Annotated in this window: 14 protein-coding genes; 5 read left to right on the forward strand and 9 right to left on the reverse strand. The window is 59.2% G+C overall.

The window, feature by feature from the left end:
- Positions 1–163: 163 nt before the first annotated feature.
- The gene (locus ACSOSP_RS41105) at positions 164–421 is read right to left on the reverse strand and encodes a DUF4148 domain-containing protein (protein WP_455315467.1); all 258 of its coding nucleotides are present in this window, start codon (positions 419–421) and stop codon (positions 164–166) included.
- Positions 422–794: 373 nt separating this feature from the next.
- On the opposite strand from ACSOSP_RS41105, the gene ACSOSP_RS41110 reads away from it, so the two are divergent.
- Complete coding sequence (locus ACSOSP_RS41110; protein ID WP_455315468.1) at positions 795–1,973, forward strand: porin; 1,179 nt, start codon at positions 795–797, stop codon at positions 1,971–1,973.
- A 90-nt stretch (positions 1,974–2,063) separates the two neighbouring features.
- Here ACSOSP_RS41110 and ACSOSP_RS41115 read toward each other — a convergent pair whose 3' ends face one another.
- The 5 genes from ACSOSP_RS41115 to ACSOSP_RS41135 all read right to left on the reverse strand — a co-directional run bounded on the left by ACSOSP_RS41115 (position 2,064) and on the right by ACSOSP_RS41135 (position 9,771).
- On the reverse strand, positions 2,064–3,479 hold the full coding sequence (locus ACSOSP_RS41115; protein WP_455315469.1) for an efflux transporter outer membrane subunit: 1,416 nt from the start codon (positions 3,477–3,479) through the stop codon (positions 2,064–2,066).
- On the reverse strand, positions 3,472–4,671 hold the full coding sequence (locus ACSOSP_RS41120) for an efflux RND transporter periplasmic adaptor subunit (RefSeq protein ID WP_455315470.1): 1,200 nt from the start codon (positions 4,669–4,671) through the stop codon (positions 3,472–3,474). The genes ACSOSP_RS41115 and ACSOSP_RS41120 overlap by 8 nt, the downstream gene beginning before the upstream one ends.
- A complete protein-coding gene (locus ACSOSP_RS41125; protein ID WP_455315471.1) occupies positions 4,661–7,891 on the reverse strand; it encodes an efflux RND transporter permease subunit in 3,231 nt (1,076 codons plus the stop codon). The genes ACSOSP_RS41120 and ACSOSP_RS41125 overlap by 11 nt, the downstream gene beginning before the upstream one ends.
- Positions 7,892–8,133: 242 nt before the next feature.
- Complete coding sequence (locus ACSOSP_RS41130) at positions 8,134–8,808, reverse strand: response regulator transcription factor (protein ID WP_455315472.1); 675 nt, start codon at positions 8,806–8,808, stop codon at positions 8,134–8,136.
- Positions 8,809–8,847: 39 nt separating this feature from the next.
- Positions 8,848–9,771, reverse strand: a complete 924-nt coding sequence (locus ACSOSP_RS41135; RefSeq protein WP_455315473.1) for a LysR family transcriptional regulator — start codon at positions 9,769–9,771, stop codon at positions 8,848–8,850.
- A 459-nt stretch (positions 9,772–10,230) separates the two neighbouring features.
- Here ACSOSP_RS41135 and ACSOSP_RS41140 point away from each other — a divergent pair, with 459 nt between their 5' ends.
- Positions 10,231–11,397 carry a porin gene (locus ACSOSP_RS41140; protein ID WP_455315474.1) on the forward strand — a complete coding sequence of 389 codons (1,167 nt, stop codon included), beginning with the start codon at positions 10,231–10,233 and terminating at the stop codon, positions 11,395–11,397.
- 166 nt (positions 11,398–11,563) lie between these two features.
- Here ACSOSP_RS41140 and ACSOSP_RS41145 read toward each other — a convergent pair whose 3' ends face one another.
- The 3 genes from ACSOSP_RS41145 to ACSOSP_RS41155 form a co-directional block, all read right to left on the reverse strand.
- Positions 11,564–11,827 carry a DUF3331 domain-containing protein gene (locus tag ACSOSP_RS41145; RefSeq protein ID WP_455315475.1) on the reverse strand — a complete coding sequence of 88 codons (264 nt, stop codon included), beginning with the start codon at positions 11,825–11,827 and terminating at the stop codon, positions 11,564–11,566.
- A 17-nt stretch (positions 11,828–11,844) separates the two neighbouring features.
- The gene (locus ACSOSP_RS41150) at positions 11,845–12,249 is read right to left on the reverse strand and encodes a hypothetical protein (protein ID WP_455315476.1); all 405 of its coding nucleotides are present in this window, start codon (positions 12,247–12,249) and stop codon (positions 11,845–11,847) included.
- A gap of 1,214 nt (positions 12,250–13,463) precedes the next feature.
- Positions 13,464–13,736, reverse strand: a complete 273-nt coding sequence (locus ACSOSP_RS41155) for a hypothetical protein (protein ID WP_455315477.1) — start codon at positions 13,734–13,736, stop codon at positions 13,464–13,466.
- A gap of 125 nt (positions 13,737–13,861) precedes the next feature.
- Here ACSOSP_RS41155 and stbB point away from each other — a divergent pair, with 125 nt between their 5' ends.
- From stbB to ACSOSP_RS41170, 3 genes are read left to right on the forward strand one after another with little or no spacing between them, the layout of a single operon-like run.
- Complete coding sequence (stbB, locus tag ACSOSP_RS41160; RefSeq protein WP_455315478.1) at positions 13,862–14,572, forward strand: StbB family protein; 711 nt, start codon at positions 13,862–13,864, stop codon at positions 14,570–14,572.
- Between the two features lies 1 nt (position 14,573).
- The gene (locus tag ACSOSP_RS41165; protein ID WP_455315479.1) at positions 14,574–15,014 is read left to right on the forward strand and encodes a hypothetical protein; all 441 of its coding nucleotides are present in this window, start codon (positions 14,574–14,576) and stop codon (positions 15,012–15,014) included.
- A gap of 58 nt (positions 15,015–15,072) precedes the next feature.
- On the forward strand, positions 15,073–15,399 hold the full coding sequence (locus ACSOSP_RS41170; RefSeq protein ID WP_455315480.1) for a TrbM/KikA/MpfK family conjugal transfer protein: 327 nt from the start codon (positions 15,073–15,075) through the stop codon (positions 15,397–15,399).
- Positions 15,400–15,977: the final 578 nt, after the last annotated feature.

A 15,977-nucleotide genomic window follows, 5' to 3' on the forward strand; every position in this document is an offset into this window, starting at 1 on the left:
CGCACAGCGGCAATCGCAAGGCAGAGAGTATGCGTCTTGACCGGCTCATGGCATCACCTTGGCAAACGTGCCTGTGGACTCGAATCGATGGTTTGAAGGTTCGCATTGTGGCGAATAAGGATGTGCGCCGCCATCACGGCAAGCGGCACTCGACGCACCATGCTTAGTGATGCCAGTACAACGTGCGGTTCAGGTAATCGAGTTGGCCATCCTGCTCAGACTTCACGAGGTCCTGATAAACCTCCGCGCGTGTTCTAGGCTCAATGGTTTGTCCATCCGGGGGTACCCATTGCCCTGCTTGTGCAACGGTGACGGGGGCAGGCGCCTGAGCGGGTGCCTGAGCCGGCGCCGAGCTCTGGGCAAAGGCTGAGCCCGTAGCGGCAAGGCCGGCAAAAGCGAGGGCGATCATCATGGTCTTCATGGTGCTTTCCTAAAAGTCCGTTTAAGGAGTGACCGGGCTTCGATGCAGATGGGTGATCGTTGTCCGGTGAATACAGATTAACGAGTCGGCCCTGTCGGGAAAGACGCTCAATCGTGAAGAGTTGTTCATGTAGAGCAGTTCATGAAACGTGAAAATAAGCCGAACAAACAACATCGGATAGCTAAGTTAAATATCTGACGTCTGCTTTATAAATTATTCTTCATGAAGTAGCGCAATTTCGACACGTCCACGTCATGCCCGCCGCTTAAATTTTCCCCGGTCCGCATGGCGAGTCGGGCGGCTGCACTTCGCCATCCTGTCTCCGCCATGCCGGGGAGCGGAACAGCAGCCGCATCATCCTGGAATTGCACACATGAACAAAGCGTTGATCGCCTCCTTGAGCCTGATCGCGGCCGCGGTCTCTCAAGCCGCGAACGCACAAAGCAGCGTTACCCTGTACGGCACACTTGATACGGGTATCGACTATATTTCCAACCAGAAAGCCGCAACGGGCGGCAATGCGGCGTGGGGCCTGCAAAGCGGCAACGTGAGTACGGATCGATGGGGCCTGAAAGGCACGGAGGATCTCGGCGATGGTCTGGCGGCCGTGTTCGACCTTGAGAACGGTTTCAACATCGACAGCGGCAAGTTCTCGAACGGCGGCGACGAGTTCGGCCGTCAGGCATGGGTCGGTATCTCGAGTTCCGCCTATGGAACCGTTACGCTCGGGCGCCAGTACGACTCCATGGTGGACTTCGTGGCGCCGTTGTCGGCAACCGGTTCGGGCTTCGGCGGCAACATAGCCGATCACCCGTTCGACAACGACAACCTGAACAACGACTTCCGCATGAATAATGCGGTGAAGTTTCGCAGCGTGAACTATGGCGGCCTCGTGTTCGGCGGTGCGTACGCGTTCAGCAATTCATCGAATGGCTTCAGCAATAACAACGCCTATACGGCGGGTGCGTCGTATAACAACGGTCCTTTGAGCTTGGCTGCAGCGTACTTCCAGGCTAACAATCCGGGCGGTGTCACACCGCCCGTCAATACGGGTGGCGCGCTCTCGAGCGGCGACGGCGACGCAACCCTGGTCGGCGGCCGCCAGCGCATCATGGGCGCTGGAGCGCGTTACGTTATAGGCGCAGCGACCATTGGCGCCGTGTTCACGCGTACGACACTCGACGACCCGAGCGAGATCTCGCAGGGCGGTGCTTACACGGCGCTTTCCGGCAACAAGCTCACGTTCAACAACTACGAGCTGAACGCGCGCTACGCGCTGACGCCGGCATTGACCCTGGCCGGTTCGTACACGTTCACTGACGGCAAGTTCGACACAGCCACGTCGAGCCTCTCGCCGAAGTGGAACGCGTTCATGCTGCAAGCCGACTACGCGCTGAGCCGCCGTACCGACGTCTACCTCGAAGGCGTCTACCAGCATGCGACCGGCGCAACAGGCGTGAATGCACTGGGCAATGCGTCGATCTACAACCTGGCCGCTTCGTCGAACGGCAAGCAGGCGGTGGTGGCCGCAGGCGTTCGCCTGCGCTTCTGATCCTGCCCTTGCAGGGCGGGATGTAAATACGCCACCGGGGCCATGAAATGCACCCCGGCGGCGTTTTCACTTTCGCGGCCGAAACAAGCGTCAGGCGGCCTTCCCGGTCCATCCACCACCGAGAGCCAGGATCAACGACACCGAAGCCGTTAGCCGCCGCGTACGCAGGTCCAGCGACGAAATTTGCGCGGTCAGTTCGGTCGTCTGGGCCGTCACCACGTCCAGATAGCTCACCACGCCGTCCCGATACTGCGACGTCGCCAGCGCGAGCGTCTGCTGCGCGGCGCTCAACGCCTGATCCTCGTTGACCGACTCATCGCCGAGATGATGCAGCAGCGCCAGGCCGTCCTCGACCTGCTGGAACGCCACGAGCACCGTCTGCCGGTACTTTGCGCCGTTCTCGGCGAGTTCAGCCCGCGAGTTCGCCACGGCCGCGCTGCGCTTGCCGCCGTCGAAGATCGTGAAGAGCAACTGCGGTCCCACTGACCATATTTCGTTGGGCGCCGCGAGCCAGGGCGAGAAGGTATCGCTTTGATACCCGCCATCCAGGCCGAGTGAAATGTCGGGGTAGAACGCGGCCTTCGCCACGCCGATATTTGCGTTCGCCGCTGCCACGCGCCGCTCCGCCGCCGCAACATCGGGCCTGCGTTGCAAGAATGTTGAAGGCATCCCGAGGGGCACGTGGGGCAGATAGTTGAACGCAACGTCCGGCGGCAATGAGAACGACGAAGCCGGCGTTCCGGTGAGCGTCGCGATTGCATGTTCGAGCAGCGCGCGGCTCGCCTGTGTATCGTCGGCGGCGGCACGGGCGGAAGCGAGTTGGGTCTGCGCCCGCGACACATCCATGCCGGAGGCCAGGCCACCGTTGTGACGGCTGACGGTCAGCTTCAGCGCGCGCTTGTATGTGTCGATGGTGTCGTTGAGCAGCTTGGCGCGCTGATCGAGGCCACGCAATTCGAAATAGGTCGACGCGAGGCTTGCCTGAAGGCTCAGACGCAGCGACTCGAGATCGTCGGCACTAGCTTCTTCTTGTGAGCGGCCGGCGCTGACCTGATTGCGTACCTTGCCCCACAAATCAAGGTCATAACCTATACCAACATCGGCTGTCGCCGAGTTGTAAGTCGACGGCTGATCCGTACCGCGCAAGGGCCGGTTATCCGACTGCCGTTGCCGCGAAACATCGGCTTCGGCGCCGATCGTGGGAAAAAGCCCCGAACGCGCTTCCTGAAGATAAGCGCTGGCTTCGTCATGCCGGGCAACCGCTGCTGCCACATTCGGATTGGCCGTGGCGATCTTCGCTTCAAGGCCGCTCAATACCGGATCACGATACATGGTCCACCAGTTATCACGCGGGATGCGGTCAGCGGGTTTGGCCGGTTGCCACGGACCGGCTTCCTTGAAGGTGGTGGGGATCGCTATGACGGGCACCTTGTAGGTGGGCGCGAACGAACACGCGTTCAGCGCGAAAGCGCAGGCTGCCGCTACCAGGAGACGGCGCTTAACCATGCTCGTGCTCCGGCTGACCGGTCGCCGCGGTGGCCACGGCCGTCGCGGCGCTGCGCACGAGTTCGCCTTCAGCAAGCGAGTCGGGCGGATTGTCGATGATCCGGTCGCTCGCCGACAATCCCGATGCGATCAGCACATGGCTGCCGAGGTCGGTGGCGATCTTCACGTCTTTCAAATGCACGTGGTGGTGTGGATCGATGACCGCAACCTGCATGTTGTCGGTGCGAAAGATCAGCGTGCTCGCCGGCACGAGCAACGCGCTGCCGCTGTTGGGCAGCGCGAAGTGCACCTGCGTGTATTCCCCCGGCAGCAGCAAGCCCGATGAATTGTCCACCGACAACTGCACCAGCAACGTGCCGGATGCGGGCGTGATGGTATCGTCCGTGTCGACGAGTTTTGCGTCGAAGGTCATGCCGGGGCGCTCCGGCACCGTCAGCTTGGCGGTGAGTCCCTGCTTGATCGCTGCAGCGTCGCTTTGCGGCACGTTCACATAGAGACGGAGGCGGCGCGCGTCGGACACAGCGAACAACTCGGGCCCGGTGCCGCCGCCCGCGTTGATCAACGCGCCGATATCGGTTTTGCGCGCGGTGACAATTCCGTCGAAAGGCGCCGTGATGCGCTTGAACGATTCAAGCGCTTCAAGGCGCGCAACGTTGGCGCGGCTGGCATCGACAGTGGCCTGCTTCGCAATCAGGTCACTGGTCTTTTCATCGGCGTCCTGTTGCGAGACCGAGTCCTGCTTCAGCATCTGCGTCCAGCGTCGTGCGGTGGTCGCCGCGAGGTTTTCGTTCGCCACCGTATTGGCGAGATCCGCACGTGCCTGCTGCAGTTGCTGATCGAGATCAGGCGTATCGATCAGGCCGAGCAACTGGCCCGACTTCACGTGCGTGCCGATGTCGGCATACCACGTTTGCAGGTAGCCCGACACGCGGGCATAGATGGGCGCATTGACGAAGGCGGCGAGCTGCCCCGGCAGTTCCAGCGACTGTTCGGCCGCAGGCAACTGGGGCGTGACGGTCGCCACTGTCGGCACCGCTTGCGCGTCGGTCCAGGTCGTCAGCTCACGCTCGGCGCGCGAGCGGCTGATGACGCCGTTGGTCACGACCCCCGCGGCAATCAACGGGATGATCACGCTGACCAGCTTCAGATGACGCAGGCGCTTAGGGGAATTGATTTCAATTTCAGTGGACATGCGATTCTCCCGATCCGGAAAGTTTGTGATCCTCTTGAGCCTTGTCGTTGCGATGCACGAGGCTGAACACGACAGGTACGAATAGCAGCGTGGCGATAGTGGCGCACAGCAGGCCGCCGATTACCGCACGGCCGAGCGGGGCGTTCTGTTCGCCGCCGTCGCCGAGACCCAGCGCCATCGGCAACATGCCGATGATCATGGCGAGTGCTGTCATCAGCACCGGGCGGAATCGCGTGAACCCTGCTTCCATTGCGGCGACCAGTGCGTTGCCGGTAATGGCGAGCCGTTCGCGGGCGAAAGTGACGACCAAAATGGAGTTCGCCGTGGCCACTCCCATGCAGAGGATTGCGCCCGTCAGCGCAGGGACGGATAGCGGCGTGTGCGTAATGAACAGCATCCACACGATGCCCGCGAGCGCTGCCGGCAAGGCGGTCACGATCACGAACGCGTCGCTCCACGAATGGAAGTTCACCACGATCAGCAAGTAGATCAGCACGATTGCTGCGATCAGCCCGAGGCCCAGCCCCATGAACGCGCTGTTCATGGTCTGAACCTGACCGCGCACTGTCACTTGCGAGCCCTTGGGCACGTCCTTGGCGCTCTGGTGCACGATCGTGTTGATCTGTGCGGCAACGGCGCCAAGATCGCGGCCCTGCGTGGTTGCATAGATATCGAACAGGGGTTCGATGTTGTAGTGCGAGACGACTGCGTTGCCCACGCCGCGCTTGATCGTCGCAATGCCCCCGAGAATCTGCGCTTCGCCGGTCTTGCCGGTGACCATCAGGTTGCCGAGATCATTGAGCGAGGTCATGCGATATTGCGGTGTTTGCGCGACGACCGCGTACGACACGCCGTTGCGCGGGTTGAGCCAATAGGTCGGGGCAACCTGGCTCGTGCCGGAGAGATTGGCCACTACCGAGTTGGTCACGTCGCCCTCGGTGATGCCCAGTTCGTTGGCGCGGGTGCGGTCAACCGAAACAGAAAATTGCGGGTAGGTCGTCGCCTGTTGAATACGTGTGTCCGCAATCCCTGGAATCAGTTGTACCTTGCGCAACAGTTGCCGCGCATACGCATAGTTGCCTGCCTGATTCGGACCGGCGACCTGGACATCGATCGGGGCAGGCGAACCGAAATTAAGAATTTGCGAAATGATGTCGGCGGGCAGGAACGAGAAGGTCACGCCCGGATAAGCACGCGGCAACAGCCTGCGCAATTTCTTGACGTACCCGGCCGTTGGCGCGTGGTCCTCGCCGAGCGAGATGAGGATGTCTCCGTCCGACGGCCCAATCGTGCCGCTGTTGTTGTAGGTCAGGTTGATGCCGCTATTCGGCAAGCCGATGTTGTCGATGACGGCACGCAACTGGTTCGGTGGAATGGTGCGGCGAACGGTGTTCTCTACATGGTCAAAAAGGTCCGCGGTTTGCTCGATCCGCAAGCCGACCGGACCCCGCACATGCAACGCGATTTCACCCGAGTCGATGTTCGGAAAGAAGTTGCGTCCAAGATAGGGCGACAACAAAAAGGAGGCCGCAACCACCGCCAGGAAGCCGATGATGAAGCGCTTGCGGCTGCTGAGCGCCATCCCTAGCAGAATTCGGTAGATGCCGCGAAAGCGCCCGAACAGATGTTCAAAACCGCGCTGGAATCGAACCAGCGGATTTTTCGAAGGTGCGTGATGCATCATGCCGTGCGGGTCCATGCTAGCGGCAAGCTCCCCTGACGCGTGACCGCCTGACGCGTGCGGCCGCAGCAGGTATTGCGCCATCATCGGCACGAAAGTTCGTGAAAGCACGAACGAGGCGATCATTGCGAAGATCACGGCCTCGGCCATGGGCACGAACAGGAAACGTGCAATGCCGTCGAGCAGCAGCATGGGCACGAACACAATGCAGATGCAAAGCAGCGAGATGAGAGCCGGCGTCACGATCTGCGCGGCGCCGTCCAGGATGGCGCCCCTGACGGACTTGCCCTGTTCCAGATGCCAGTTGATGTTTTCAATGGTGACGGTCGCATCGTCGACGAGAATACCCACCGCAAGCGCGAGTCCTCCGAGCGTCATGACGTTGAGCGTCTCGCCCATCGCCGAAAGCGCTGCGATGGCGGCCAGCACGGCAAGCGGGATGGACGACGCAATGATCAGCGTGGAGCGCCAGCTTCCCAGGAACAACAGGATCATGAGCGAGGTCAGGGCAGCGGCAATAACGCCTTCGCGCGCCACGCCGCTTACTGCGCCCTTCACGAATACAGACTGGTCACCCAGGGTCACGAGCTTGAGGCCGGGTGGCAACGTCTCACGAATTAGCGGCAGCTTTGCCTTCACGCCCGCGATGATGTCGAGCGTGGAGGCCGAACCGTTTTTCAGAATACTCATCAGCACGGCGCGGTGGCCGTCGAGACGCACGATATTGCTCTGCGGCGGATTGCCGTCGCGAACGTGCGCTACATCGCGGATATAAATGGTTGCGCCATTGATCGTCTTGACGGGCAAGTTGTTTAGTTCGTCGAGTGCAAGCGGGCTGTTGTTCAGCTTGATGTTGTATTCGAAGTCACCGATCTTCTCGGTCCCCGCCGGCACGATCTGGTTCTGTTCCGCCAATGCGTTCGCTACCTCCGTAGCGGACAGCCGATCCGCCTGCAACGCGTGGGGATCCAGGTCGATCTGCACTTCGCGCGTCTTGCCGCCATACGGTGTCGGGATCGCCACGCCAGGCACGCTCACCAACGCCGGACGAATGAAGTTGGTCGCGTAGTCGGCAAGCTCCTGCTCGTCGATCGTGTTGCTCGTGAGCGCGATCTGCAGGACCGGAACCGTCGATGCGTTGTAGTTCAGGATCTGAGGCGGGGTAATGCCCGGCGGCATCTGCTTGAGCACCGTCTGCGAGACCGACGTGACTTGAGCAGTCGCCGTCCGGATGTCGACAGTCGGCTGGAAGAATATCTTGACGATGCCGTAACCGCGGAACGACTGCGACTCAATATGCTGGACATCGTTGACAGTCGTACCTAGCGTACGTTCGTAGTACGTGACAATCCGGCCGGACATGTCATCAGGTTGAAGCCCTGCATAGTTCCAGATGACGCTGATGACGGGAATGCTGATATCGGGAAAGATGTCCGTCGGCGTACGGAGCGCGGCGAGCGGACCGATCAACACGATCAGCATCGCCAGCACGATGAACGTATAGGGCCGAGTCAAAGCTAATCGGACAATTTTCAACATTGAGAACGGCTCCGTTCAGGGTGCGAGGTTAGCGCTGACTGAGTGACTTGATGAATTAAGGACATTGGACCAATTACGTGGTGACAGCGCTGGTGTCAGTCATTCTGGAAGGATCGGGTTAACACCCACGCACGGGAAAAATGAAACTAGTTTTAGTTTCGGGAAGGGCGCATGCATGACGAAACTCGAGCGCAGCCACAAGGTGTCCCGCACCTTGTGGCTGCGCTCGATGTTTGGGAAAATCAGTCCAGCAAATAGCCGGAGCCGCGAATCGTGCGAATCGCCGGGCGGCCGCTCGCGTCATCCACTTTCTTTCTCAGACGCCCCACGTGGACGTCAATGAGGTTGGTGCCCGGATCGAAACGGCAACCCCACACGCCTTCGAAGATCATCGTTCGTGTGAGCACCTGGCCCACATGACGCATCATGAATTCGAGCACGCGAAACTCGGTCGGCTGCAGGTCGAGCACGCGGCCATGAAGCGTGGCGCGGCGGCGCACAAGATTGAGCTCGAGACCATCCACGCGCAAGACCGTTTCGTCGGATGCGGGTCCGGCCTTGCGTCGAAGCAAGGCTTCCACGCGGGCGCGCATTTCATCGTGAGAGAAGGGCTTGGTGAGATAGTCGTCACCACCAGCTCGCAGTCCACGCACGCGCTCATCAACGTGGCTCATTGAACTGACGATCAGGACAGGCGTGTCGATGCCGACGCCTCGCATGGTCGTCACAATGGTGAGGCCATCCAGGTCCGGCAACATGCGATCAAGCGTGACAATGTCATAACCGCCGCCAATGGCTTTCGCAATACCATCGCGGCCGGTGCGGGCAACCTGGACCGTATACCCGGGTGCGGACAATGCGCGAGACACTTCCTGCGCCATCAGTTCGTCGTCTTCTATGGCAAGTACTTTCGGCATTAAAACGCGCTCCAGAGTCGGGGATGCACGGAACGCACGTCAGGCCGCAGCACGAAGCCCTACCGCGTTATCAGGGGCACGGTACTGGCTCACCGAGAAGTCGATGAAATGCCGGACCTTCGCTGAAAGATAGTTGCGGCCCGTGTAGAGAATGGACACCTGACGCACGCCACCCGTAATCTGGAACTGGCCAAGGATGGGAAGCAAGAAGCCCTTCGCCAGATCGTCCTTTACCAGCGGTGCCGGCAGCAATGCGATCCCCATGTCCGCCAGCGCTGCGGAACGAACCGTTGCACTGCTGGTTGCATGCAGCGCGTTGCCGCTCGCCACGCGATACACGCCGTTCTGATCCGAGAATTCCCAATTGCGAGCGGAGCCGTCCGAGATCGACAGCAGGTGATGATGCGCGAGCGCGGCAGGATTAACGGGCGTGCCGTTCTGGGAGAGATAACCGGGCGAGGCGACTGTCACCTCCTTGAACGCGGTCAGATGACGGCAGACCAGTGACGAGTTGGGCAGGTTGCGATCAGCAGAAAAACCAACATCGAAACCGCCTTCTATCAGCTCTATGGGCGAATCATAAGTCGTCACGTCAAAGCCAATGCGCGGATAGGCTGTCCGATACGCAGCAAGCAGGTTGCTCAAGCCGCATGCGGCGTACGTAGTCGACGCCGCTACGCGCAATGTGCCGCTGAGGTCCCGGGTCGAGCGTACGAGACTCTCTTCAATCGTATCGAGTTGCTGGATGATCGTGCGGCAACCATCCACGTAGGCCTGTCCTGCTTCGGTCAACGAGAGCCGACGGGTGGAGCGGTTCAGTAAGCGCATGTTCAAGTGCGCTTCCAGCATGCTGATGCTACGGGTGACTGCGGCGGCCGACATGCCAAGTTGCCTGGCGGCCAGGCTGAAGCTGGTGAGATCGACCACGCGGGTGAACACGCGCATTGCTTGTAGCTGATTCATGACGGGCAGCCTGTATCGATTTGACTGCACGCATGATCTGCTCCGCGACGTAACAAGGGCACGCCTGCTTCATTAAGTCTTTTTTAACTTTGTCGGCTGTTCTTAAGGCAACCATAAATCAATGGCGTGGCGGATTCGATACATGCAAACCCTCGATGAAGGACAAGCCGCAAAACCACGATGTCGCTTAAACCAAGCGCACGTCTGCGTTCGCGGTGGTTGCGCGGACCTCGCTTGCGAAAACTGAAAGTCTGTCATTCACTTCGACCACGCTGCTTCGCTCCACTCGCTCCGTAGACTTCGATGCTCTGAGGTCAAGGCCGCACTCAACGCTGCATGTCCTCCAGCTCGAAGCATTGTCCGCTCGGCTTGAGCGCTTCGCTTTAGCGCAATGCCCAAGTTACGCTGCGTTGCAAGCTGCCTCCTGACCCGGAACCCGTTATCTATGTGGAGTTCAAGATGAAGAAAGTTCTGTTGGCTGCAACTATTTCCAGCCTGTTCGCAGTAGCCGCGCACGCACAAAGCAGCGTCACGCTGTATGGCGTGATCGATGCCGGCGTGGTGTACGCGAACAACGCGCACACGCCGGGGCCGGCTACGTCGGGTCAATCGTGGGGTGTGGGTAGCGGCAACGTCAGTGATACGTTGTGGGGCTTGAAGGGCAGCGAGGACCTGGGTAGCGGCATGCACGCCATCTTCAAGCTGGAAGACGGCTTCAACGTGAACAACGGCGCATTCGCGCAGTCGAATGAGATCTTCGGACGTCAGGCATATGTGGGTTTGCAATCGAACCGGTACGGTACGGTGACGCTCGGCAAGCAATACGATTCCACGGTTGATTATCTGGCGCCGCTGTCGGAAGCCGGGCAAGGCCTGGGCAACAACCTGGCCGCCCACCCGTTCGATAACGACAACCTGGACAATAGCTTCAGCATCAGCAACTCGGTGAAGTTTGCGAGCATAGACTACGCCGGTTTCAAGTTCGGCGGCTTGTACGGCTTTTCGAACAAGGCGGGCGCGTTCTCGGACAATCGCGTTTATAGCGCAGGCGCGTCTTACTCCAATGGCCCGTTGAGCATCGCCGCGTCGTATTTGCAGATCAACAATCCTGGCCAGGGCGATAACGCGAATGGTGCGGTTTCGGGAGCGAATAACACATCAACCTTCGTCGCTGCTCGACAACGCACGTTCGGTGGTGGTGTGAACTACGCTTTCGGCCCGGCTACGGTTGGGTTCGTGTACACCCACACCAAGCTTGACGGCCTTGATGCGATCAACATGAACGACGGTTATACGGCCTTGTCGGGCAACAGCCTGCGTCTGGACAACTACGAAGTGAATACGCGTTATGCGTTGACACCGGCCATGAGTCTTGAAGGCGCCTATACGTTCACGAACGGCTCGTTCAACACGGCGGCCGGCGATGCGAAGCCGAAGTATCATCAGTTCTCGTTGCTTGCCGACTATGACCTGAGCAAACGCACGGACGTGTATGCGGAAGGCGTGTTTCAACATGCGTCGGGCGGCGACGGTACGGTGCTGGGCGACGCAGCCATCAACGGCCTGAGCCCGTCTACGACGGACAAGCAAGTGGCTGTTACGGTTGGCATGCGTCACCGGTTCTAAGTCGCTGGGTTTGAGTTGCAAGGTGTGAGTTGCAAGGTGTGAGTTGATCAATGATCGACGCCGCGTGGTTTCATGCGGCGTCTATTTTTTTGCGTCTGAATGGTATGCGTGGCGGATAAAAAACCTTAAGGCGAGCGGACAAGGAAATCGGCTCGCCTTAAGGTTCTTAGCGGTTTGTTGTATCGACGTTTAAAGATTCGCGATCGTCCAGCAATGCAGCTAGCGATGCTTCGGCAATGCGGCATTCCCAATTCAGCGGACGTGATGAACCAGCGGGCCTGAAGGACGCGAACGAAAGGGCGCATTGCCCCGGACCTTCTGCGCGCGCCCGTATCCATTTCTGCTCGGGATAACGGCAGCGCGCTGTTTTGCGCCACATCACCATCAACGTGTTGGCAGTGGGGCGGCTCAGCACACGCACGACAAACATGGCGACAGCACTCATGATCAACTCGGTATCTGGCTCACTTCAAACGATTGTGGCACCGGCTTGACGATAGCGTCCTGCAGGCGCTCCAGGCTGGATTGAGGAATCGCGAATCCGGCCCAGCCGAGCCCGGTATGACGCAACAACAAAACGACCCCGTCGAACAGCGGATTCTTGTCCAGGTACCAGCACGGATCAATTTCGATCACATAGTTGTGCGTGCGCGACGGTTCGTGCGGCAAGGCCGGCGAGAGCCCCGAACGGATGTGGCTGAGACGTTCGATCAACAAGTCGATGTCTTCGACATCCAGGATTGCCGCGTTCGATCCAATATCGAAGCGTACTGCCTGACGTCCCGAATCGTGGACCGCCTCGACTAGTAGTGTTTGGTACATCGCGAAACTCCCCATGTGGAATCGGTCCATTCATTATGTGATTCCGGGAGTCGTGAAGTCTGAAACAATGCTATCGAAGCATGAAGTTTTTTTTAGATTTGACTGGATCCGTGCACGCTCGGGAATGCCTGCAGGTCGCATGCCGGGCACGGAATGCATAAGTGCTTCGACGTTGTCCGGTTGTTCAGTTTGTCGGACAAGATGGCGCGACGAGGAGATCGAAACCAATCTATCGCGGTCACCGTTTCCTGAGTGGTGTCATCAGCTGTCCTGTTCGATGATATTCTGCTTTCAGTCGAGCCTGCGCAGTATCGAAGATCTGCTTGTCGCATGCGGCGCTGAGATAGCATTCTGGTGCAAAAATGGCAGCGCCAAAGGCGCTGCCCAACGCTCCCAGAACGTTTAAATGTTGAGCTTGTACACCGCCCGCCCGAAGTCGGCCATCCAGCTGCGACCTCGTCCGCAACCGCCCCGCGCACCCGTTGTATTTGTCGCCGTAGAGCGTGTGGAGCTTGCCGTGGTTTTCTTAATGCGGGGATGCGCGAAATACCTGAAGTCGACACCCTCTCCGTGAAATGCAGCATCGTCAACTGGCTCGTTGCATCGTCGTCGTACAAACTGTAGGGAGCAGGCCATCGACGTTCTTGGCCGACTATTGTCTCAACGCCGCGTTCCGAGGAGAATCACGGCGGGCGTTCGATCGCGCAGGGGCGGTTAACGCGCTGAAGCATGCAATTTACGCCCAACGTGTGTCCCCCGCCCAAGCCAATCGCATCGACGAGATACGGTCTGGAGCCGACGCGTCGAGCTTGCGGTTCAGCATTGTGATTGCGATGGAACACGGTGCAGATGCGGGCGGTCTTGGATTGCTAGGCCAATCGGAGGCGGGTCGCTTTGGCAGAACGCATCGGCTGCATTGATCGAACGCGGGTGAAAGGCATCAATCTGAGGGGTCTTTCGCTTGCGGAATGAGCGTTATGCCGCAGAAATCCTACCGTCATAACGTGCAGCGAAAACAAGCGCCGTCGGGTGAGATCGTCCACCTATTGATGCACCAAACACGCATCTTGTTGTGAACAGAAACTTCAACCTAATCGATGTATGAATCCCCACCCAGACCGTTGCGGGCTCTGCGTACTGTCACTTATTGCACTATATACGAGTGGACCCCAAAACAGTCTCTTGGTGCGCTTTGCCGCGCGTCGAAAAGCTTGTAATACGAGAGCTACAGAAGCATCCTGTCCCTACGCACCGTAGCTAAATTCCGGGGAAGCCACCAAGGCACCTTCGACGCCGTGTGCCTCAATCGCGTTCGCGACAACGCCGCTTTCAATCACCGAATACAGGAACGACTTGACGAAATCCGCGCCTGCTGCGCGTCCTTTTGGCGTGCCCATTGCTTGCTCAATGACCATAAATCGGCCGGCTAGCATCCGAAGGCCAGGCACCCTTCGCGCATCGGCCTGTAATTGTTGCCTAACGCCAGCAGCCACCTCATGACCTTCAACGAGCATCATGTCGACGACGGTTGGGCATGATGAGGCAGGGCATGGCGCGCCGACGCTCGAACTCGAACCCTAACGCAATGCGCGCCCGCGACAGCGTCGCAGCCGCCCTGATTGATCAACAGGAGAGACACACCATGAAAATCGCGGTCATCAATTTCTCGAGCAACGTAGGCAAGAGCACCGTTGCGCGTCAACTTCTAGCCCCGCGCCTTGAAGACGCCGAATTGATTGCCATCGAGTCGATTAATTCCGACGGCATGGAGACGGCCGCGCTGCGCGGCAACCAGTTCGACGAACTACAGGACCAGTTGATGACGCTCAGGAACGCCGTGGTCGACATCGGTGCGTCGAACGCTGAAGACTTCGTCAACCTGATGCAGAACTACGACGGGTCCCACGAGGACTTCGACCTGTTCGTCGTTCCGACAGTGCCAGCAATGAAGCAGCAGGTCGACACGATTGCAACGCTGCGTTCGCTGTCGGAAGACATTGGTGTTCCGGCGGCCCGACTCCGTGTCGTGTTCAATATGGTCGACCCGAGGCGAGACCTCGAGAAACTCTTCGCGAAGGTGTTCGAAGCTCATGAAGACGACCGGGGCTTCATGTTGTGTACGGACGCGGTGATCTATGAAAATCCGATCTTCGAGAAAATCAAGGGATTCGACAGATCCATTATCGAGTTGCGCAACGACCCCACGGACTACGTTGCGACGAATGCTGATGCCATCGAGCAGGGGGAACCGGAAGAAAAGAAGGTTTGGATCAGGCAGATGGTCGCGCTGAAACGCCTTGCGAACCGTGTGACGACAGAACTCGATGCCGTGTTCAAGGTCCTGGTGCACTGAGATGGGCGCTCCGGACGATTCGATTCGCGAGGAACTAATCGGTGCGGTACTCGGCGAGCTGTCGCTATTGCGCCGCGACGTCGGCGAACTGCGCACGGCGCTGCAGCAAGCGGGCGATCAGTTCAAGGACAATAGCGACCTCGCGATGCTCCGGCTAGCTGCGCGCACTGACCAGTTTCTGACTGACTTTCGGGATAGCACTGCCGGCATGCTCGACAAGGCCCTGCAGATCAGCGAGGCGCGTGAGCAACTGCTGGGCGAGATTGCCATCCGCAATTACGACGACGCCCATGACCGCAGCTTGGACGAGATCAGGCAGATCCTGCGAGAACCACTCGCACGCGCGTCGCTGACCCGTCGGGAGATAGCCCTGTGGGGTGTCGGTACGGCGTTGCTGTCGGCAGCACTCGCCGTCATCGCAGTCGTGGTGCTGGTGCACTGAGACGAACATCGCCACTGCGTGTGGGACAACCCGTGGCATACACATCGACGCATGAATCGTGAAAGCATATCTTGCGATGACGACAACAGCAGCGGTCATCGCCGCTGCATCGATTGCACCGGCCACGGCGCACGCGGATGACAATCCGTCAGCATGTGGCGCAATACTGTGTCTCGCCGGCCTGATCGACGGTGGCAGTGCTGGCGGGGACTGCAAAAACTATATGACGGGTTACTTTTCCATCGTGAGATTTCACCACGGCCATTTCGATGAGACAGGTATGTCGAACGCCCGTAGCGATTTTACGAACCAATGTCAGAGCGTCGGATCAGAAACAAGGAAAGGCGTCAACGACAGGTATGGAAACGTTCAATCCGGCCCGTGACGCGCGGTCGCTCTCTTAGGTTCTGACGAACATCTTCACCCCCGGAAGTCAGGATCTTTTCGGCGCCAGCTCGATGTTGGCGCTCTTTTCCATCTACGGCTACACAGCATGAAAATAATGCTGACCAATCTGCTCAGCCGCATGCAGTGCGGGTGTGCCTACTCGGCAGGCCCGTTAATTTCTCCGTCCGCGGGCGAAACGGCGTAACTGCTCAATAACTCAAGGCGTTGCGCCGCAGTTCGATAGTTACGCTTCGATCGCATGTTGCTCGCGGGCAGTTCAGTGTTATAGAGCGCAGGAGGGCCAGGATTCCGGATTTGTGTCGGGTCGTGCAGTGATCTTCTTTCATGTCCACATTGCGCACGTGGTGATTCTGGTTTCCCACCGACCAGGGATGGCCATCTGGCAGGTAGCAGCGCTCATGACGGCGGTGCTGACCCACCACGCCGCCGCCGCTTCACTTCTGCAATCCCAGCCGCAAGTGCGGTAGCCCGAACGATTCGATCTGCGCCTGCGAGGCCGGAATCTCATTCGATTTTTCTGCCACGTAGACTTGTCCCAGCACGATCAGGCCCTGC

The organism is Caballeronia sp. KNU42 (genome assembly GCF_053760385.1).